The sequence below is a fragment of the Synechococcus sp. HK01-R genome, assembly GCF_014217855.1.
GTDB lineage: Bacteria > Cyanobacteriota > Cyanobacteriia > PCC-6307 > Cyanobiaceae > Synechococcus_C.
The window spans coordinates 2,395,531-2,412,266 of sequence record NZ_CP059059.1; the positions used below are offsets into that span (position 1 = coordinate 2,395,531).

The 16,736-nt window shown below is 63.9% G+C and carries 17 protein-coding genes, 1 tRNA gene and 1 other RNA gene; 12 read left to right on the forward strand and 7 right to left on the reverse strand.

Features of this window, described 5'->3' with window-relative positions:
- Positions 1-3: 3 nt before the first annotated feature.
- Together H0O21_RS12895 and H0O21_RS12900 are read right to left on the reverse strand one after the other, a co-directional pair.
- Complete coding sequence (locus tag H0O21_RS12895; RefSeq protein WP_185189918.1) at positions 4-1,299, reverse strand: amidohydrolase family protein; 1,296 nt, start codon at positions 1,297-1,299, stop codon at positions 4-6.
- Positions 1,296-1,670, reverse strand: a complete 375-nt coding sequence (locus H0O21_RS12900; protein WP_131456196.1) for a DUF4359 domain-containing protein — start codon at positions 1,668-1,670, stop codon at positions 1,296-1,298. The genes H0O21_RS12895 and H0O21_RS12900 overlap by 4 nt, the downstream gene beginning before the upstream one ends.
- 112 nt (positions 1,671-1,782) lie before the next feature.
- Here H0O21_RS12900 and H0O21_RS12905 point away from each other — a divergent pair.
- A tRNA-His gene (locus H0O21_RS12905) sits at positions 1,783-1,855 on the forward strand.
- Between the two features lie 45 nt (positions 1,856-1,900).
- Here the strand turns inward: H0O21_RS12905 and H0O21_RS12910 are convergent.
- On the reverse strand, positions 1,901-2,977 hold the full coding sequence (locus H0O21_RS12910; protein ID WP_185189919.1) for a DUF1611 domain-containing protein: 1,077 nt from the start codon (positions 2,975-2,977) through the stop codon (positions 1,901-1,903).
- Positions 2,977-4,077, reverse strand: a complete 1,101-nt coding sequence (locus H0O21_RS12915) for a dipeptide epimerase (RefSeq protein ID WP_185189920.1) — start codon at positions 4,075-4,077, stop codon at positions 2,977-2,979. The genes H0O21_RS12910 and H0O21_RS12915 overlap by 1 nt, the downstream gene beginning before the upstream one ends.
- Before the next feature lie 165 nt (positions 4,078-4,242).
- Here H0O21_RS12915 and miaB point away from each other — a divergent pair, with 165 nt between their 5' ends.
- The 5 genes from miaB to ftsZ all read left to right on the forward strand — a co-directional run bounded on the left by miaB (position 4,243) and on the right by ftsZ (position 9,164).
- The gene (gene miaB, locus H0O21_RS12920) at positions 4,243-5,553 is read left to right on the forward strand and encodes a tRNA (N6-isopentenyl adenosine(37)-C2)-methylthiotransferase MiaB (RefSeq protein ID WP_255441207.1); all 1,311 of its coding nucleotides are present in this window, start codon (positions 4,243-4,245) and stop codon (positions 5,551-5,553) included.
- A 37-nt stretch (positions 5,554-5,590) separates the two neighbouring features.
- Positions 5,591-6,652: a D-alanine--D-alanine ligase family protein gene (locus H0O21_RS12925; RefSeq protein WP_185189922.1), complete on the forward strand. Its 1,062-nt coding sequence runs from the start codon at positions 5,591-5,593 to the stop codon at positions 6,650-6,652.
- A gap of 33 nt (positions 6,653-6,685) precedes the next feature.
- Positions 6,686-7,096, forward strand: a complete 411-nt coding sequence (locus tag H0O21_RS12930; RefSeq protein WP_131595474.1) for a hypothetical protein — start codon at positions 6,686-6,688, stop codon at positions 7,094-7,096.
- Positions 7,093-7,938, forward strand: a complete 846-nt coding sequence (locus H0O21_RS12935; protein ID WP_185189923.1) for a cell division protein FtsQ/DivIB — start codon at positions 7,093-7,095, stop codon at positions 7,936-7,938. Before H0O21_RS12930 ends, H0O21_RS12935 begins: the two co-directional genes overlap by 4 nt.
- 74 nt (positions 7,939-8,012) lie before the next feature.
- A complete protein-coding gene (gene ftsZ / locus H0O21_RS12940; RefSeq protein ID WP_185189924.1) occupies positions 8,013-9,164 on the forward strand; it encodes a cell division protein FtsZ in 1,152 nt (383 codons plus the stop codon).
- A gap of 32 nt (positions 9,165-9,196) precedes the next feature.
- Here ftsZ and ffs read toward each other — a convergent pair.
- An RNA gene (gene ffs, locus H0O21_RS12945) (signal recognition particle sRNA small type) lies at positions 9,197-9,293 on the reverse strand.
- Between the two features lie 43 nt (positions 9,294-9,336).
- Between ffs and panB the strand changes: the two genes are divergently transcribed.
- Positions 9,337-10,155: a 3-methyl-2-oxobutanoate hydroxymethyltransferase gene (panB, locus tag H0O21_RS12950; protein WP_185189925.1), complete on the forward strand. Its 819-nt coding sequence runs from the start codon at positions 9,337-9,339 to the stop codon at positions 10,153-10,155.
- Here the strand turns inward: panB and hemW are convergent.
- Complete coding sequence (hemW, locus tag H0O21_RS12955) at positions 10,076-11,320, reverse strand: radical SAM family heme chaperone HemW (RefSeq protein ID WP_185189926.1); 1,245 nt, start codon at positions 11,318-11,320, stop codon at positions 10,076-10,078. The genes panB and hemW overlap by 80 nt on opposite strands.
- Before the next feature lie 71 nt (positions 11,321-11,391).
- On the opposite strand from hemW, the gene H0O21_RS12960 reads away from it, so the two are divergent.
- From H0O21_RS12960 to cbiB, 5 genes are all read left to right on the forward strand, one after another.
- A complete protein-coding gene (locus H0O21_RS12960) occupies positions 11,392-12,549 on the forward strand; it encodes a PIN/TRAM domain-containing protein (protein WP_185189927.1) in 1,158 nt (385 codons plus the stop codon).
- Between the two features lie 30 nt (positions 12,550-12,579).
- Entirely contained in the window at positions 12,580-13,254 is a 675-nt protein-coding gene (locus H0O21_RS12965; RefSeq protein ID WP_131595462.1) for an ATP-dependent Clp protease proteolytic subunit, read from the forward strand.
- Positions 13,255-13,334: 80 nt separating this feature from the next.
- A complete protein-coding gene (locus H0O21_RS12970; protein ID WP_131456173.1) occupies positions 13,335-13,937 on the forward strand; it encodes an ATP-dependent Clp protease proteolytic subunit in 603 nt (200 codons plus the stop codon).
- A gap of 55 nt (positions 13,938-13,992) precedes the next feature.
- The gene (gene ilvC / locus H0O21_RS12975; protein WP_185189928.1) at positions 13,993-14,988 is read left to right on the forward strand and encodes a ketol-acid reductoisomerase; all 996 of its coding nucleotides are present in this window, start codon (positions 13,993-13,995) and stop codon (positions 14,986-14,988) included.
- A 27-nt stretch (positions 14,989-15,015) separates the two neighbouring features.
- Positions 15,016-16,017, forward strand: coding sequence for an adenosylcobinamide-phosphate synthase CbiB (gene cbiB / locus H0O21_RS12980; protein ID WP_185189929.1), 1,002 nt, complete (start codon positions 15,016-15,018; stop codon positions 16,015-16,017).
- On the opposite strand, the gene H0O21_RS12985 is transcribed toward cbiB, so the two are convergent.
- Positions 16,011-16,733 carry a sugar transferase gene (locus H0O21_RS12985; RefSeq protein WP_255441036.1) on the reverse strand — a complete coding sequence of 241 codons (723 nt, stop codon included), beginning with the start codon at positions 16,731-16,733 and terminating at the stop codon, positions 16,011-16,013. The genes cbiB and H0O21_RS12985 overlap by 7 nt on opposite strands.
- Positions 16,734-16,736 lie beyond the last annotated feature (3 nt).

Genomic DNA, 16,736 nt, shown 5'->3' on the forward strand with positions numbered 1-16,736 from the left:
CGCTCAGTGTTGCAACTCTGCGTGGCCCGGGAACGCATCCAGCCATTCGCCGTTGATCAACACGCGCCGACGGGGCGGCTCCGACAGCGCCTCAGACCAACTCGACGCCTCGAGACGCATCAGATCCGCCGGCGCTCCAGGCCGCAAAACCCCATCCCAGATCAGGCCCATCAACCGGGCTGCTTCGCTGCTGAAGGGTTCCAGTCCAAGCCTTTCCCAAGGAGCCAGATGCGCCTTGAACAAGCTGGCAGCCATCAACGCCAGCGGATCGAGGTTGCCGCCAGGGAACCAGCAGTCCTGAATGTTGTCGCCTCCCACCGCGACACCCACGCCGGCCCTCTGGAGCTGACGAATCGGAGCCAGGGGCCGGCAATAGGGCGTGCGATCTCCCTGGCGACCCAGCAGCCAACCGTTGGTGAGGGGCAGGGCCACCACCTGAAGCTGATGCTCGGCAATCCGATCCGCGAGCCGTCGCAGCGGTTCAGCCCCAAGCAGGGCCAGGCTGCTGGCATGGCTACAGGTGACCGGCACAGACAGCGACAGCCCATCCATGCTTCGCAGCAGCTGTCCCACTCCGGCGGCAGGGTAAGCATCGGCCTCATCGATATGCAGATCCACCCCGCAGCCGAGCTGCTCGGCGAGCTCCAGCAAGCGACGCAAGGCAGCACGCATCTTCCGAACTGGGCACGGGGATGGAATCACCCCTCCGAGCAAGCCGCCCCGGGAGGCGATCCAGGCCGCCAGGCGCTGCCCATCGGAGCTTGACCAGTGCTCCACCGGCAACAGGGCAACCAGCTGCAGGTCGATGCGATCACGCCAGTGCTGGCGCAGATCCAGCAGGGCCTCCCAGCTGCAAACGGCACCGGGTCCGAGGCTGTCGACATGACTGCGGATCGCTCTGAGGCCATGGCGGCAGGCCAAACGCAGAGCCCGTTCACCGCGGGCATGCACCTGCTCGGCCGTGCGGGTCTGGTGCTCCCGCAGATTGGCCGCCATCGCCCCGTCGTAGGTGCCACTGAGATTGGGATGCTCCGACCAGCTGAAGGCCTTGTCGAGATGGGCATGGGGCTCCACCAGGCGCGGCAGCACCATGCCGTCCGGCGGCGGCTGATCGGCGCCAAGCGGCCGCAGTGCCGTGAGCACACCCCCCTGCCAATCCAGCTCAACGGCGACCAATCCTTCAGCGCTCGAGCGAGGCCTCGCCTGCTCCGGAAGCTGAAGCAGCAAATCGGGCACCCAGGCCCTGATGCTTCCACCTGCGCCACCCTGCTGAACTGTGGAGCTGAAGGAACGATTCACTCCAGCCGCCCCCCATCAGCACGGCTGCTGAGGGTGATGAAATGACCGGCCAGGCCGAGGGTGGTGATCGTGTACCCAGGCAATCGCAGCGACGGGAGAAGATCCTGACCGCCCACCCTGGTGGTGAACACGCTGGCCACACCAAGATTGAGACGCTGCGTGAAACGGCCAGCCAGGGTTTCCAGGCCGGCACGCTGATCAGCCACCAGACGGGGACAATCTCGGATCCAGAGGCGTAGCACCATGGGCAACCCCTGGCGGTCGCACAGCTCCTCGGTGGCGAGTCGCACCAGCTGAGCACCGGCGTGCTGCTTGTAATCGCCCATGGAGGGGTTGGTCACCACCAGGGCACTGCCGGCAGCAAGAACCATCACCCCGCAGGCCAGCTGTGCCTGACTAAACCCCCTTCTCTTGCTCGAGAGGGGCTGAGGGGAGTCGGGCGACAGAGTGCTGTGGGCAGGTTGGTAGATTCTTACCGACGCGGCGGGCGTCGCCAAGTGGTTAAGGCAGCGGCTTGTGGCGCCGCTATTCGGGGGTTCGAATCCCCTCGCTCGCCCTTTTCAACCAGACGAGAGCTTCAGCACTCCTCGTCCCCCTTGGCTCAGGGCGTCAATAAGGCATCGAGCAACAGGTCGGCGCCATGGCAGCCAGCAACGATGCGGAGGGGATCCGCACAGGGCAGATTCAGTTCAGCGGCGATCGCGTCCACGGCTTGTTGCGCCTCCGCCGGCTCCAGGCGCGCGGTGTTCAGCGCCAGCGCCCGCACCTTGGCAGGCGGCCCCGCCTGAACAGGACGAGCGATCGCAGCGAGACCTTCGCAGAGCTGCACCAGCTCCGCCAGCGGGGGCAAGGGCACCTCAGGAAGACGCTCGATCGTGCCCTGTCCGGCCCGATGCACCATCAGCAACGCCGTGGGCTGACTCCCCCGCAGCAGGGGCAGCGTGGCCGTGGATCCTGGATGGCAAAGGGAGCCCTGCCCCTCCACCAACACCATCCCTTCCACCGGCAGGGCTTCCGCCCCCTGCAGGACAGCGGCCTCCACCGCCCCAGCGGCGTAATCCACTCGCACGGCATCCAGCGGCACACCGGCCCCACTGATCAGGATCCCCGCCTGACCTGTCCCGATGAAGGCGCTCGGCAGGCCACGACGTTCGGCCGCGGCCTGCAGGGCCAGACAAGCGCTCATCTTGCCAACCGCCATGTCGGTGCCCACCGCCAGCACACGTTGCTGGGGAAGGGCTGCTGCCCTGGCCTGGGCCACCACAAGACCAGGGGGTTCGCAGCGCAGATCCCAGATCCAGCAATCGGGCCGGCAGGCCGCTTTGAGCTCGGGATCGTCTGCCAAGCGGGTATGCAGGCCACTGGCCAGGCTGAGGCCAGCCCGTAGGGCCGCCAGAGCATCGGCCCGCACCGGCTCCGGCAAGCGCCCCCCCGAGGGAGCCAGACCCACCACCGCCACCGCGGGACCCAAGGGGAGAGCCGACTGGAGATCTGCCACCACCGGTACGGCGCGCGGAATCCCTGTGACTGCCTCGAGGTCTGCCCCTGCATGAGCCGGGTCAATCACAGCCACGATCGGGCCGCGACGGTGCCGAAGCATCGCCAGGCCGGTCTTTCCGGTGAGTGAATCCAGCCCGCCATGCTGGAGAAGCACCACGGGATGGTCAGCGCGAAGCATCAGAGCCTCACCTCCTGCCAATCAATCCCGAGGCCGAGGGTCCTGGGCACTCCCAGGCGGTCCGCACTGATGGGTAAGCCCGTGAAGGGATCGTCGACAAGGTTGAGATGACTGTCTAAATCCGGCCAACGAATCAAGGGCAACAGCTGGGCGGCGGCTCCATTGAGCAAGGTGCTGTCGGAATAGCAACCCACCATCAGCGCCAGATTGAGGCGATGGGCGACCAGGGCCATGAGCAGAGCCTCACTCAAGCCTCCGGTTTTGAGCAACTTGAGGTTGACCCCATCGACATGGGGGGCAAGCCGAAGCAGATCGTTCAGATCCCAGCAACTTTCATCCGCCACGAGAGGAAGCGGACAATCGGGCTTCAACCTTGCAAAGGCAAGGCGGTCCGCCTCTGGATCGACCTGAGCCGGAAGGGGTTGCTCCAGCAGCACCACCCCATGGGCTTGAAGGTGGCTGAGCATCCGCCGGGCCTGGTCCAGCGTCCAGCCTCCATTGGCATCCACCTGCAGCTCCAAGGGCTCTTGCCGGCGTTGTCCCTCCCGCTCGATCGCCTCTGCCACGGCCTCCAGCAGGGCCCGATCATGGTCGAGACCATCCGGGCTGCCGAGCTTCAATTTGATCCGCGAAGCCGGCAGCAGCTGCCACCAACGCTGAAGTCGCTCAAGCACCCGGTCCACCGAGGCCAAGCCGAGGGTGACACTGGTGGCGACAGACCACGTCTCGACGGGCCTCTCGACCGGCAGGGCCAGCAGTCGCCAGAGGGGCTGGCCAAGTCGCTTGCCCCACCAGTCCCAAAGGGCGAGGTCGATGGCGCACCGAGCCGGGGGGGAAAGGGGAGCGATCCGATCCGCGATTGCCCCGCGATCGGCAGGATCCAGGGAGTCCAACAGAGGCAGCACCGACTCCAACTCGGCCTGAAGGGCATCGATGGCGTAGTGGCGATGGCCGGTGTCGAAACCACCGGTTTCCCCCAGACCGATGCAGCCCTCCGCCTCCAGCTGCAGCAACAGATGCTCCACTGACGCGGTCGTGCCCCGACTGATCGCCAGGGGCACAGCCTTGGAGAGGGGGAATCGCCGCAGGGCCCAGCCCATCCCATCAACGCACCGATCCTCAAACTGGCACAGCACCGTCGTATCCGACACTGATGAAGCCCACACCGGTTCACCGGAACGCCGTCCACCTTGACCGTCTCCGCCTCCCCCATCAGCAGCCCCACGCAACGGGGCAGCTACTGGATCACCACCTTCGGCTGCCAGATGAACAAGGCCGATTCCGAGCGGATGGCCGGCATCCTCGAGGCCATGGGCTACAGGGAGGCCAGCGCAGAGCTTGAAGCCGATCTGGTGCTCTACAACACCTGCACAATCCGAGACAACGCCGAGCAGAAGGTTTACAGCTATCTAGGCCGGCAGGCCCAACGCAAACGCAGCAATCCCAATCTCACCCTGGTCGTCGCTGGCTGCGTGGCCCAGCAGGAGGGTGAGTCGCTGCTCCGCCGTGTGCCCGAACTCGACCTGGTGATGGGCCCCCAACATGCCAACCGCCTGGAAACGCTCCTCCAACAGGTGGACAGCGGCCAGCAGGTGGTGGCCACCGAAGAGCACCACATCCTCGAAGACATCACCACCGCCCGCCGCGACAGCACGATCTGCGGTTGGGTGAACGTGATCTACGGCTGCAACGAACGCTGCACTTACTGCGTGGTGCCTTCGGTGCGCGGTAAGGAGCAATCACGGCTCCCGGAGGCGATCCGACTCGAGATGGAGGGACTGGCAGCCCAGGGCTTCAAGGAAATCACGCTGCTGGGGCAAAACATCGATGCCTACGGAAGGGATCTACCCGGGATCACCAGCGAGGGCCGTCGCCAACACACCCTCACGGACCTACTCCACCAGGTGCATGACGTGAAGGGCATCGAGCGTCTGCGCTTCGCCACCAGCCATCCCCGCTACTTCACCGAACGGCTGATCGATGCCTGTGCGGATCTGCCCAAGGTGTGCGAACACTTCCATATCCCATTCCAAAGCGGCGACAACGATGTCCTGCGTGCCATGGCGCGCGGCTACACGGTGGAGCGCTATCGCCGCATCATTGACCGGATCCGTGAGCGGATGCCGGATGCAGCGATCAGTGCCGATGTGATTGTCGCCTTCCCTGGAGAGACCGACGCCCAATACCGGCGCACTCTCGATCTTGTCGAAGCGATCGGCTTCGATCAGGTGAATACGGCGGCCTATTCGCCGAGGCCGAACACGCCGGCGGCCGACTGGGACAACCAACTGGCCGAAGACGTGAAGGTAGCTCGCCTGCAGGAACTGAACGCCCTCGTGGAGCGCACGGCCCGCGAGCGCAATGCCCGGTATGCAGGCCGGATCGAGGAGGTGCTCGCTGAGGGTATCAATCCCAAGGACACCAGCCAGCTGATGGGACGGACTCGGACCAACCGGCTCACCTTTTTCAGTGCACGGTCTGAGGATGGCCGCAGCTTCCAACCCGGAGACACCGTGAAGATCCGCATTGACGCGGTGCGTTCCTTCTCCCTCAGTGGCACCCCTGTCAGCGGCTGATACCTTTGGCGCTCCCGCCCGCCTAGGCACCTCTTCCATGCCCAGCTCTTCAGTTCGCGTCGGCGTGGTGTTCGGTGGTGCCTCAGGAGAGCACGCGGTCTCGATCCGGTCGGCCAGCACCGTGATCACCGCCCTGCGCAGCGCTGCAAACCGAGAGCGTTTCGAGGTCACGCCGTTTTATATCGATCCGGAGGGCCGCTGGTGGCCGGAAGCTGTCGCTGAGGCTGTGCTCACCAGCGGCCAAGCGGCTGAGAACAGTGATCTTCCCGATCCCTTACCCCCGCAAGGGTTTGGTGGCCTGCCATCCGGCGCTGAGTCCATCGACGTCTGGTACCCGGTGCTGCATGGTCCGAATGGTGAGGATGGAACCGTGCAGGGCCTCTTCACGCTGATGGGCAAGCCCTTCGTGGGGGCTGGCGTGCTCGGGTCTGCTGTGGGGATGGACAAGCTGGCCATGAAGGCGGCCTTCGCTGCCGCCGGACTCGCCCAGGTGCCCTATGTGGGTCTCAATGCTGAGCAACTCACCAAGCCCGAAGAGCGCTCCAAGCTCCTGGAGTGCATTGAGGCAGAGCTCGGCTATCCCTGTTTTGTGAAACCGGCCAACCTCGGCTCCTCGGTGGGCATCAGCAAAGCGCGCACACGTCAGGAGCTGAACGAAGGCCTCGATCTCGCCGCTGAACTCGACCAGCGCATCGTGGTGGAGAAGGGCGTCAAGGCTCGAGAGCTGGAATGTGCCGTGATCGGTGTCAAAACACTCGAGGCCTCAGTGGTGGGTGAAATCCGCTTTGACGCCGACTGGTACGACTACACGACCAAATACAGCGACGGCCTCAGCCACACCCTGATTCCCGCCCCGATTGCATCCCATCACTCCGATCAAGTGCGCCAGATGGCCCTTGCGGCCTGCCGCGCTCTCTGCGTGAGCGGGATGGCCCGCGTTGATTTTTTCTACGACGACCACCAAGACCGGCTCTGGATCAATGAAATCAACACACTTCCAGGTTTCACCTCCCTGAGCATGTACCCCATGCTCTGGAACGCCAGCGGGCTACCTCTGGAAACACTGGTGGCACGACTGGTGGAGAACGCGCGAGAATGAGCGCCTGGAGAAAGGCTGGGCTCTGAACTGGCGATGATTCACGGATTGCTCTGGTTTCCGCTTCTTCTCGTCTTTGTGCTGCTAGCAGCCCTGGGCTGGCTGGAGCGCCGTCGCCAATCGCTGTTCCGCAGCTGGGCTGAAGGCGCGGAACTAGCCAAACTCGATGGCTGCGGGGCAGCCCGCGTCAAGGATGGTGAACTGCACTGGAGCAGTTTTTCAGCCGGAAAGTTTGAAGAGCAAGGACGCTTTGCGATCAAAACCCTGGAAATGGTCGAACTGATGGCCCTTGCCTCAGGAGAAGCGCCGCTGGCCCATGAATCCCAGGGCCGTTGTCGCTTGCGCCTGATCGGTGGAGGGCAGCAGATGGATGTGCCCTTCTCGGATGCGGAGCGAGCCCGCAGCTGGATGGGTCAGTTGATGGCCACAGCTCGCTGCGACCTGTGAGCCGTCGCCGTCCAGCCTCAAAGTCAGCCTCGCGGACCACTGAAGCGCCGCTCCGCCCTGGCGTCGAACGCCGGCGTCGCCGGCGTCGCGAGCGCCGTCAAGATCGCTTGATCCAGCTCTGGCGACTGCTGTGGTTCAGTGGAGCCGCCGGTGGCCTTGGCTGGGTGCTCCTCTCCCAAGGATGGGTCCTGCGCAGCCCCCAACAGCTGCAGGTCAGCGGCAGCGAACGCCTGGGGGTGGAAGCCGTCAGCCAGGCGGCTGGCATGCGTTTCCCCCAGCCCCTCCTTGGCCTGGATCCCCATGCGATGGAGCAGACCCTGATGCGGGAGCTGCCTGTGCAATCAGCCGCCGTGCGGCGGCGCCTGCTGCCTCCAGGACTCGATGTGGAACTCGACGACCGTCGACCGATGGCAGCGGCCAGTCGCACCGGTCCCCGCGGAGTCGAGCGGGGAATGGTTGATCGGCGAGGCCAGTGGATGCCGGCGACGATGGCCGCCCGCGGCGACAAACCGGAAACAAGCATTGAAATCCAGGGCTGGATCCCTAGCCAGAGAGACGCCATCGCACTGCTGCTCGAGAACCGTGCGCAGCTGGGCGGGACACTCCAGCGGGTCCTGTTCAGTCCTGAGGGGGGAATCAGTCTTCAGGTGACCGGGCTTGGGCTGGTGCATCTCGGCTCCGATCCAGGCCTGATGCAGCAACAGATGGTCATGATGGCCCAGCTGAGCCGAAGTCTTCCCGCTCACCTGAGGCAACAGCAGGGCAGCAGCCTTGATCTGAGTGATCCAAGCCGTCCGGAGCTGCAGCTGAACAAGAAAGCACCCACAGACAGCAAACCCTGACGCTTTGTTGCTGAGCGAGGCAGGACGCCCCAGGCTGACCAAAATCTGCAGCGGACGCGAACCGCAGGGACATAATGCACCCACAGCTCAACGGTTCGGCCTTAACGATGGAGATGATGGGTACACATCAGTCCCCCAGCCCCGAGAGCACAGGGATTCTTCCGAGTCAGTCCGCCCGCATTGAAGTCATCGGAGTTGGCGGTGGTGGCAGCAATGCTGTGAATCGAATGATTCAGAGCGATCTCGAGGGGGTCTCCTACCGGGTTCTCAATACCGATGCCCAAGCCCTTCTGCAGTCGGCGGCAGACCACCGGGTTCAGCTTGGACAGACCCTGACCCGTGGCCTTGGTGCCGGTGGCAATCCCAGCATCGGCCAGAAGGCGGCCGAAGAATCCAGGGCTGACCTTCAGCAGGCTCTTCAGGGTGCTGATCTGGTGTTCATCGCCGCCGGGATGGGCGGTGGCACCGGTACCGGTGCTGCTCCCGTGGTCGCGGAGGTCGCGAAGGAGAGCGGTGCCCTCACCGTTGGAATCGTCACCAAACCCTTCGGTTTCGAAGGTCGTCGAAGGATGCGCCAGGCCGATGAAGGCATTGCCCGTCTGGCGGAGCACGTCGACACCCTGATCGTGATTCCCAACGACCGTCTCAGGGATGCCATCGCCGGTGCCCCTCTGCAGGAAGCATTCCGCAGTGCTGACGACGTGCTGCGGATGGGCGTGAAGGGCATTAGCGACATCATCACCTGCCCCGGCCTGGTCAATGTGGACTTCGCCGATGTGCGTTCCGTGATGACTGAAGCTGGCACCGCCCTGCTCGGAATCGGCGTGGGGTCCGGACGCTCCCGCGCCATCGAGGCTGCTCAGACCGCGATCAACAGCCCCCTCCTGGAAGCAGCTCGCATCGATGGCGCCAAGGGTTGTGTGATCAACATCAGCGGTGGTCGCGACATGACCCTCGAAGACATGACCACTGCCTCAGAGGTGATCTACGACGTGGTGGATCCCGAGGCCAACATCATTGTGGGTGCAGTCGTGGACGAGCGTCTCGAAGGAGAAATCCACGTCACCGTGATCGCCACGGGGTTTGAGAACGGTCAGCCTTACCGCAGTGAGCGACGCGCCAGCTCCAACGCATCTCCCTCCTTCAGCCCAGCCCCTGAGGCCGGCGCCAGCATCCCTGAATTTCTGCGCCAGCGTCAGCTCAAGCGCGATGGAGGGATCGGCTGAGGAGTTCCTCATCCAATCTCCCATTGGAAGGGGGTGACCCGGAGTCCACGCCTGCCCTGAGCATCCCGTGTGGCTGCTCCCTTCCGGTCCTGACCAGGTTTGGGCGTCCGAACCGCATGGGTCCGAGTCGTTGCGATGCTAGCAATGGACCTCCGCTGGCCTGGAGAGGCAGATGCGCCCATCTGACCTGATCCGTTACAAACAGACCGGTCAACCGATCACTGTGCTGACCGCCTGGGATGGGTTGTCAGCAACCCTGGTGCAGGCCGCTGGTGCCGACCTTGTGCTGGTCGGTGATTCCTTGGCCATGGTGGTACTCGGCCATGCCACCACCCTGCCGGTCAGCCTGGAGCAGATGCTGCATCACTGCCAGGCGGTCTGCAGAGGGCTGAGCGGCCCTCTGGAGCAACAGCCACTGGTGATCTGCGATCTGCCCTTTCTCAGCTACCAGTGCGGTGAGGATCAAGCCGTTGCGGCAGCCGGACTTTTACTCAAAGACTCCGGTGCCGCCGCCGTGAAGCTGGAGGGGGCTGAACCGGAGGTCGTGGCGGTGATCGATCGCCTCGTCCGCATGGGGATCCCTGTGATGGGGCATCTGGGACTGACCCCTCAGGCGGTGCATCGTCTGGGCTACCGCCAGCAGGCGCAGGATCCCCGTAGCCAGGAGAAGCTGCTGCGTCAGGCCCAGGCGCTTGAGAGTGCGGGCTGTTTCTCCCTGGTGTTGGAGCATGTGCCGACGGAGCTGGCCGCCAAGGTCCAGGCGATGCTGACGATTCCTGTGATCGGCATCGGAGCCGGCGCGTCCTGCGATGGACAGGTACGGGTGACCGCCGATCTGCTCGGCCTGACCCCTGTGCAGCCCCCCTTCAGCCCTGCCCTCATCCCTGGTCGTCAGCTCATGATTGAGGCCCTCAAGGGTTGGGTGGAACAGCAACGCCAGGGGGCAGCGCCTCCCACCAGCGCACCACTTCAAGAAGCACCTGATTGCTGAGGGCCATTCCCTCCGGATCGCTGAGGCGCCAGCGCTGACCGCAACGCTGAATCAGTCCAGACGCTTCCGCCTGCGTCCAGCGACGCTCCAGATCGGGAAGATGTCGGCGGCAAAGGGAAGGATCCCAGCCACTGGCGCAGGCGCTCGCCCAGAGATCCACACCTTCGCGGCGCCTCAGTCCCACGAGCAAACGGTCATCCAGCGGAAGCCGCTCCGCCAAGGCGGCTTGCAGGGAAGGGTCGAGGGTTTGCCGTTGCGTTGCGATCCAGAGCCCGTAGGCCTCGCGGGTGCGCGGCCTTGCCAGCCGCTGCCCCCAGGGGGCACTGGTGGCCCCGAGGCCAAACCCCCACCAACCGGCTCCGCTCCAATACACCCGGTTGTGCCTGGAGGCGTGACCGGGTCTGGCGTAGTTGGAAATCTCATACCGACAGAACCCCGCCTGCTGGAGGCGCTCAGTGGTGCGTTCCATCACAGCGACCGCTTCGTCCTCCTCGGGGAGGTCCAGCTCACCCCGTTGCTGCCGCCAGGCGAACACGGTGCCGGGCTCAACGGATAGGTCATAGATCGACAGATGGGGAGCCCCCACCTGAAGGGCTTCGTGCAACTGCTCCTCCCATCCGGAGCGCGTCTGAGCGGGCAGATTCCGAATCAGGTCAAGGCTCCAGCTCCAGAGACGACCATCGATCTCGGCCGCCCGCAACCAGTCGCAGGCCTGCAGCAGATCCAGCCGTCGGTGCCGTCGACCCAGCGCGGTCAGAACCCCATCGTCGAAGCTCTGGCCACCGAGGCTCACACGATTGACTCCGGCATCGAGCAATGCCCCCAGAGCGGCCTGATCAAAGCTGGCCGGATCCATCTCCAGGGTGATTTCCGCCCCCTGCTGCACCCCGAAGCGGTCCTCCAATCGATGGAGCAGGGTCTCGATCTGTGCTGGTGTCAGCAGGGATGGGGTCCCGCCCCCGATGTACACGGTGCTCAAGGGCGGGCCTGGGGGCGCCAGGGCGATCTCCTCATGGAGCAGCGCAAGATAAGCCTCGATCGAAGCCCGACCGGGCCCGCCGGCAGCATCCACGCGATCCCCCAGTGGAACCACCGCGAAATCGCAGTAGTAACAACGCCTGTGGCAGAAGGGAATATGGAGATAGGCGCTACGGGGTGCGGACATCTGCCCGGGCCAAGCGGCGGAAGATGGTGCATGCTGCCTGCAACTGGAGTGAGCAGCCACGACCTGAACCCATGGTGGAAGCGCTCATCCTGCTTGTGTTTCTGATCTCAGGTGCCTCAGCCGGCTGGATGGGCGTGCATCTGTTGCCTCAGGATCTGTTCAACGACACCACCAATGTCGAAGGAGTGCGCTGGGTGCTCACCGGCTTTGGCGCCTTCATTGGCCTGATTGCTGGCCTGGTCTTTCGCCGGCTGCGTCAGCAGCTGATGCGCCAAGTGCGCACCATGCCCACGGATCTGTTGGTCAGCCGAGCCGTGGGCCTGATTCTTGGGCTGCTGGTGGCCAACCTGCTCCTCGCCCCGATCCTGTTGCTGCCCCTCGCCGGTGCCGTGTCACTGGTGAAGCCGCTAGCGGCGGTGCTGAGCAATGTCTTCTTCGGAGTGCTGGGCTACAACCTCGCTGAAGTGCATGGCCGCACGCTCCTGCGCTTGTTCAACCCGTCGTCGACGGAGGCGCTGCTGGTGGCCGATGGGGTGCTGACTCCGGCCAGCGCCAAGATCCTCGACACCAGCGTGATCATTGATGGACGCATTCGCGGGCTCCTGGCCTGCGGATTGCTCGAGGGCCAGGTGATCGTGGCCCAGACGGTGATTGATGAGATGCAGCAGCTGGCCGACTCCGCCAATGCGGAGAAGCGGGCCCGTGGCCGGCGCGGGCTCAAGTTGCTGACAGATCTTCGCGAAACCTACGGTCGCCGACTGGTGATCAACACCACCCGCTACGACGGAGCTGGCACCGACGACCGCCTGCTGCAGCTGAGCGCCGATACCGGCGGCACCCTGGTGACGGCTGATTTCAACCTCGCCCAAGTGGCCCAGGTGCAGGAGCTGAAGGTGATGAACCTCAGTGAGCTGGTGATCGCCCTGCGTCCAGAGGTTCAGCCAGGCGATGAACTTCTGCTCAAGATCGTGCGCCAGGGCAAGGAAAACAACCAGGGCGTTGGCTACCTCGACGACGGCACCATGGTGGTCGTGGAAGGAGCCGGCACCGCGATCGGTGACCGCCTCCCCGTGGTCGTGACCGGTGCCCTGCAGAACCCAAGCGGACGGATGGTGTTTGCCCGCCTGGAGAAAGAATCCGCCGCCCCACGCTCAGCCAAGGCCAACCGCCCCCCACGAGGAAACAGTGGAAGCAAAGGAAATGAGCGGCCTCCGGCCAACCCCCGCTAGGCTCCCGAGACGCAAGGGGATGTGCAGAGGATGACCACGTCAGCGCCCTACTATGGGGATTCCACGGTGCTGCGGACTCCGCCACCGGATCTGCCCTCGCTGATGCTCAAGGAGAGGATCGTCTATCTCGGTCTTCCGCTGTTCTCCGACGATGACACCAAGCGTCAGCTCGGGCTTGATGTGACCGAACTGATCATTGCTCAGCTCCTTTACCTGGAGTTCGACAACCCTGACAAGCCGATTTACTTCTATATCAACTCCACCGGCACCAGTTGGTACACAGGGGATGCGATTGGCTTCGAGACCGAAGCCTTCGCGATCTGCGACACCCTTCGCTACGTCAAGCCCCCCGTGCACACGATCTGCATTGGCCAGGCCATGGGTACGGCGGCGGTGATCCTCTCCGCCGGCACTAAAGGGCAGCGTGCCGCCCTGCCCCATGCCTCGATCGTGCTGCACCAGCCGCGCAGCGGCGCCCGCGGCCAGGCCACGGACATTCAGATCCGTGCCAAGGAAGTGCTCCACAACAAGCGGGCGATGCTCGAAATCCTTTCGGAGAACACAGGACGCAGCGTGGAGCAGCTCTCCAAGGATTCCGACAGGATGAGTTATCTGACACCGGAACAGGCCGTGGAGTACGGCTTGATTGACCGGGTGCTCAGCAGTCGAAAGGACCTGCCCACCAGTCCTCCGGCCTCTCTCTGACCAGCTGACCCGGCCTGAAGCCGGATTCGCTTCAACATCACAGCTCACACCGCCCAGCCCCTCTCACTTCTGCTCGAGCCATGCCGATCGGTACCCCCAGCGTTCCCTACCGCCTCCCCGGCAGCCAGATGGAGCGCTGGGTCGACATCTACACCCGCCTTGGCGTGGAGCGGATTCTCTTCCTGGGCCAGGAAGTGAATGACGGCATCGCCAACAGCCTGGTGGCCCAGATGCTGTATCTGGATTCCGAAGACAGCAGCAAGCCCATCTACCTGTACATCAACTCCCCAGGTGGATCCGTGACCGCCGGTCTGGCGATCTACGACACCATGCAATACGTCAAGAGCGACGTGGTGACCATCTGTGTGGGCCTGGCCGCCTCGATGGGTGCCTTTTTGTTGACGGCAGGCACCAAAGGCAAGCGCCTGGCCTTGCCCCACAGCCGCATCATGATTCACCAGCCCCTTGGCGGCACCGCCCAGCGGCAGGCGAGCGACATCGAAATCGAAGCCAACGAGATCCTGCGCATCAAGGAGATGCTCAACCGTTCAATGGCCGACATGACCGGACAGAGCTTCGAGAAGATCGAGAAGGACACGGACCGCGACTACTTCCTGAGCGCTGAGGAAGCCAAGGATTACGGCCTCATCGATCGGGTGATCGCCCACCCCAACGACGCCTGAGCGTTCAGGCGTTTGCGTAAGCTCAGGCGTTATTCCGTTCAAGAATTCCGCCCGGATGGCCCAGCTCTTCTACGACTCCGATGCTGATCTCTCGCTGCTTAGCGGCAAGACGGTGGCCATCGTCGGCTATGGCTCCCAAGGCCATGCCCACGCCCTGAACCTCAAGGACAGCGGCGTCAACGTCGTGGTGGGCCTCTATGAGGGCAGCCGCTCCGCCGAGAAGGCGAAGGCGGATGGCCTGGAAGTGCTGAGCGTGGCCGATGCGGCCGCCAAGGCTGACTGGATCATGGTGCTGCTGCCCGATGAATTCCAGAAAGACGTCTATGACAAGGAGATCGCGCGACACCTGAGCGCCGGCAAGGTGCTGAGCTTCGCCCACGGATTCAACATCCGCTTCGGCCTGATCAAGCCCCCCGCCGATGTGGATGTGGTGATGATCGCCCCGAAAGGCCCTGGTCACACCGTGCGCTGGGAATACCAGAACGGTCAGGGCGTTCCCGCCCTGTTCGCGATCGAGCAAGACGCCTCCGGCAACGCCCGTGGGCTGGCGATGGCCTACGCGAAAGGCATCGGTGGCACCCGCGCCGGCATCCTCGAAACCAACTTCAAGGAGGAGACCGAAACCGATCTCTTCGGTGAGCAGGCCGTGCTTTGCGGTGGCCTCTCTGAGCTAGTGAAGGCCGGCTTTGAAACCCTGGTGGAAGCTGGTTATCAGCCCGAGCTCGCCTATTTCGAGTGCCTCCACGAAGTGAAGCTGATCGTGGACCTGATGGTGAAGGGTGGCCTGACCGCCATGCGCGACTCCATCTCCAACACTGCGGAATACGGCGACTACGTGAGTGGCCCGCGCCTGATCACCGCCGATACCAAGGCAGAGATGAAGCGGATCCTCTCCGACATTCAAGACGGCACCTTTGCCCGCAACTTTGTGGCCGAGTGCGAAGCCGGCAAGCCTGAAATGAAGAAGATCCGCGACCGCGATGCCGAGCATCCGATCGAAAAGGTGGGCAAGGGCCTGCGCTCGATGTTCAGCTGGCTGAAAGCCGCCTGATCAGGGGCCATTCACCCTTTTCTCCTGGTGATTGCCGCCGCAGGTCTCGACCTGCTGGTTGGCGATCCCCGCTGGTCTCCCCATCCGGTGATCTGGATGGGGCGCTGGATCACAATCCTTCGAGCAGGGGTCGAACGCCTGGCTGGCGATCGACCCTGGGCCCTGAGGGCCGGCGGCACACTGATCACCGTGCTTCTGGTGGGCGCCAGTGCCGGATGCGGCTGGTGCATCGAAAGAGCGGCCCAACCAACGCTGTCCCCGCTGTTCTCAGCTTCGGGAACGGTCCTTCTGGTGATCGGTTTGGCCAGTGCCTTGGCCGCGCGCAGCCTGCGGTCCAGCGTGTTGGCAGTCCTCAAGGCGCTTCCCAGTTCAGATGGCGGTGACCTGTCATCGGCACGCCAACGACTGAGCTGGATCGTTGGACGCCAGACGGATGGCCTGCAAGAACCGGAGATCCTGCGAGCCGCGGCGGAAACCGCCAGTGAAAACGCAGTGGACGGACTCTTCGCACCCCTGTTTTGGATGTTGGTCGGTGCAGGCCTCTGGCAAATCGGCTGGCAAGAAGGTCCCGGTCCGCTCTGCCTGGCCTGGGCCTTCAAGGCCAGCAGCACCCTTGATTCGATGCTGGGTTATCGAACCGGAAGGCTTCGCTGGCTAGGGACCGCTGGAGCGAGGCTCGACGATTGGCTCACCTGGCTGCCCTGCCGCCTGGTGATGGTGAGCCTGCCCCTGATCTGTCGCCCTTGGAGCGCTTGGCTACGGCTGGTGCGTGCCGCTGAACGGGATGGCCGCCCTGATCCATCACCGAATGCAGGACGCTCACAGGCGATCTATGCCCACTGCGCTGGTGTTCGCCTCGGCGGCAGAAATCGCTATGGCGACCGCTGGGTGAACAAACCAGTCCTCGCAGGTGGCATGCCCGATGTCAATCAGAGCGCCGTGGACAGAATCCTGAACCTCAGTCTTGCCCTTGAAGTGGCATGGCTTCTGGTCGCTCTCATGATCAGCCGTCTGGCCGTCGCTCAGTAAGCGCCCCGATCCATCGGGAGCAGGAGCACGCCGAAGGTGCGCAGGATGATCGCCAAGTCAAGAAGGAACGAGCGACCACGGGCATAGGCCAGATCCAGCCGCACCCGCTTGGCGTAGCTGAGGTTGTTGCGTCCACTCACCTGCCAGAGCCCAGTGAGGCCAGGGCGCACAGCGAGCACCTCATCCATGTAGGGCCCGTAACGCTCAATCTCCTTATCAACGATCGGCCGAGGGCCGACCACACTCATCTCCCCCCTCAACACGTTGAGGAACTGAGGAAGCTCATCCAGACTCGAGCGACGCAGGAAACGACCGATCGGGGTGATGCGGGGGTCCTGACGCAGCTTGAAGTCCCGCTCGAATTCAGCGCGCATCGTTGCTGATTCAGCCAGCACCCTGGCGAGCACCTGATCGGCATCGGCACGCATGGTGCGGAATTTGATGCAACCGAAATGCCGATAACCGCGCCCAACACGCCGCTGCACATAGAACACCGGACCGGGAGAACTCAGCTTCACCAGCACGGCCAAAACAACAAGCACCGGAGCACCGAGACTGAGCACAGTCAGGGCAAACACCACATCGCCGCTGCGCTTGAGTGTGCGACCGAAGCCACTCTGCTGACGCACGAGCAGGCCGGCCGGCAGGGTGGAAGGTGGAGCGGCAAGCAATCGCAGATGGCGACGGCTGGCCTGACGACGCAGGGTGCTAACCATTTC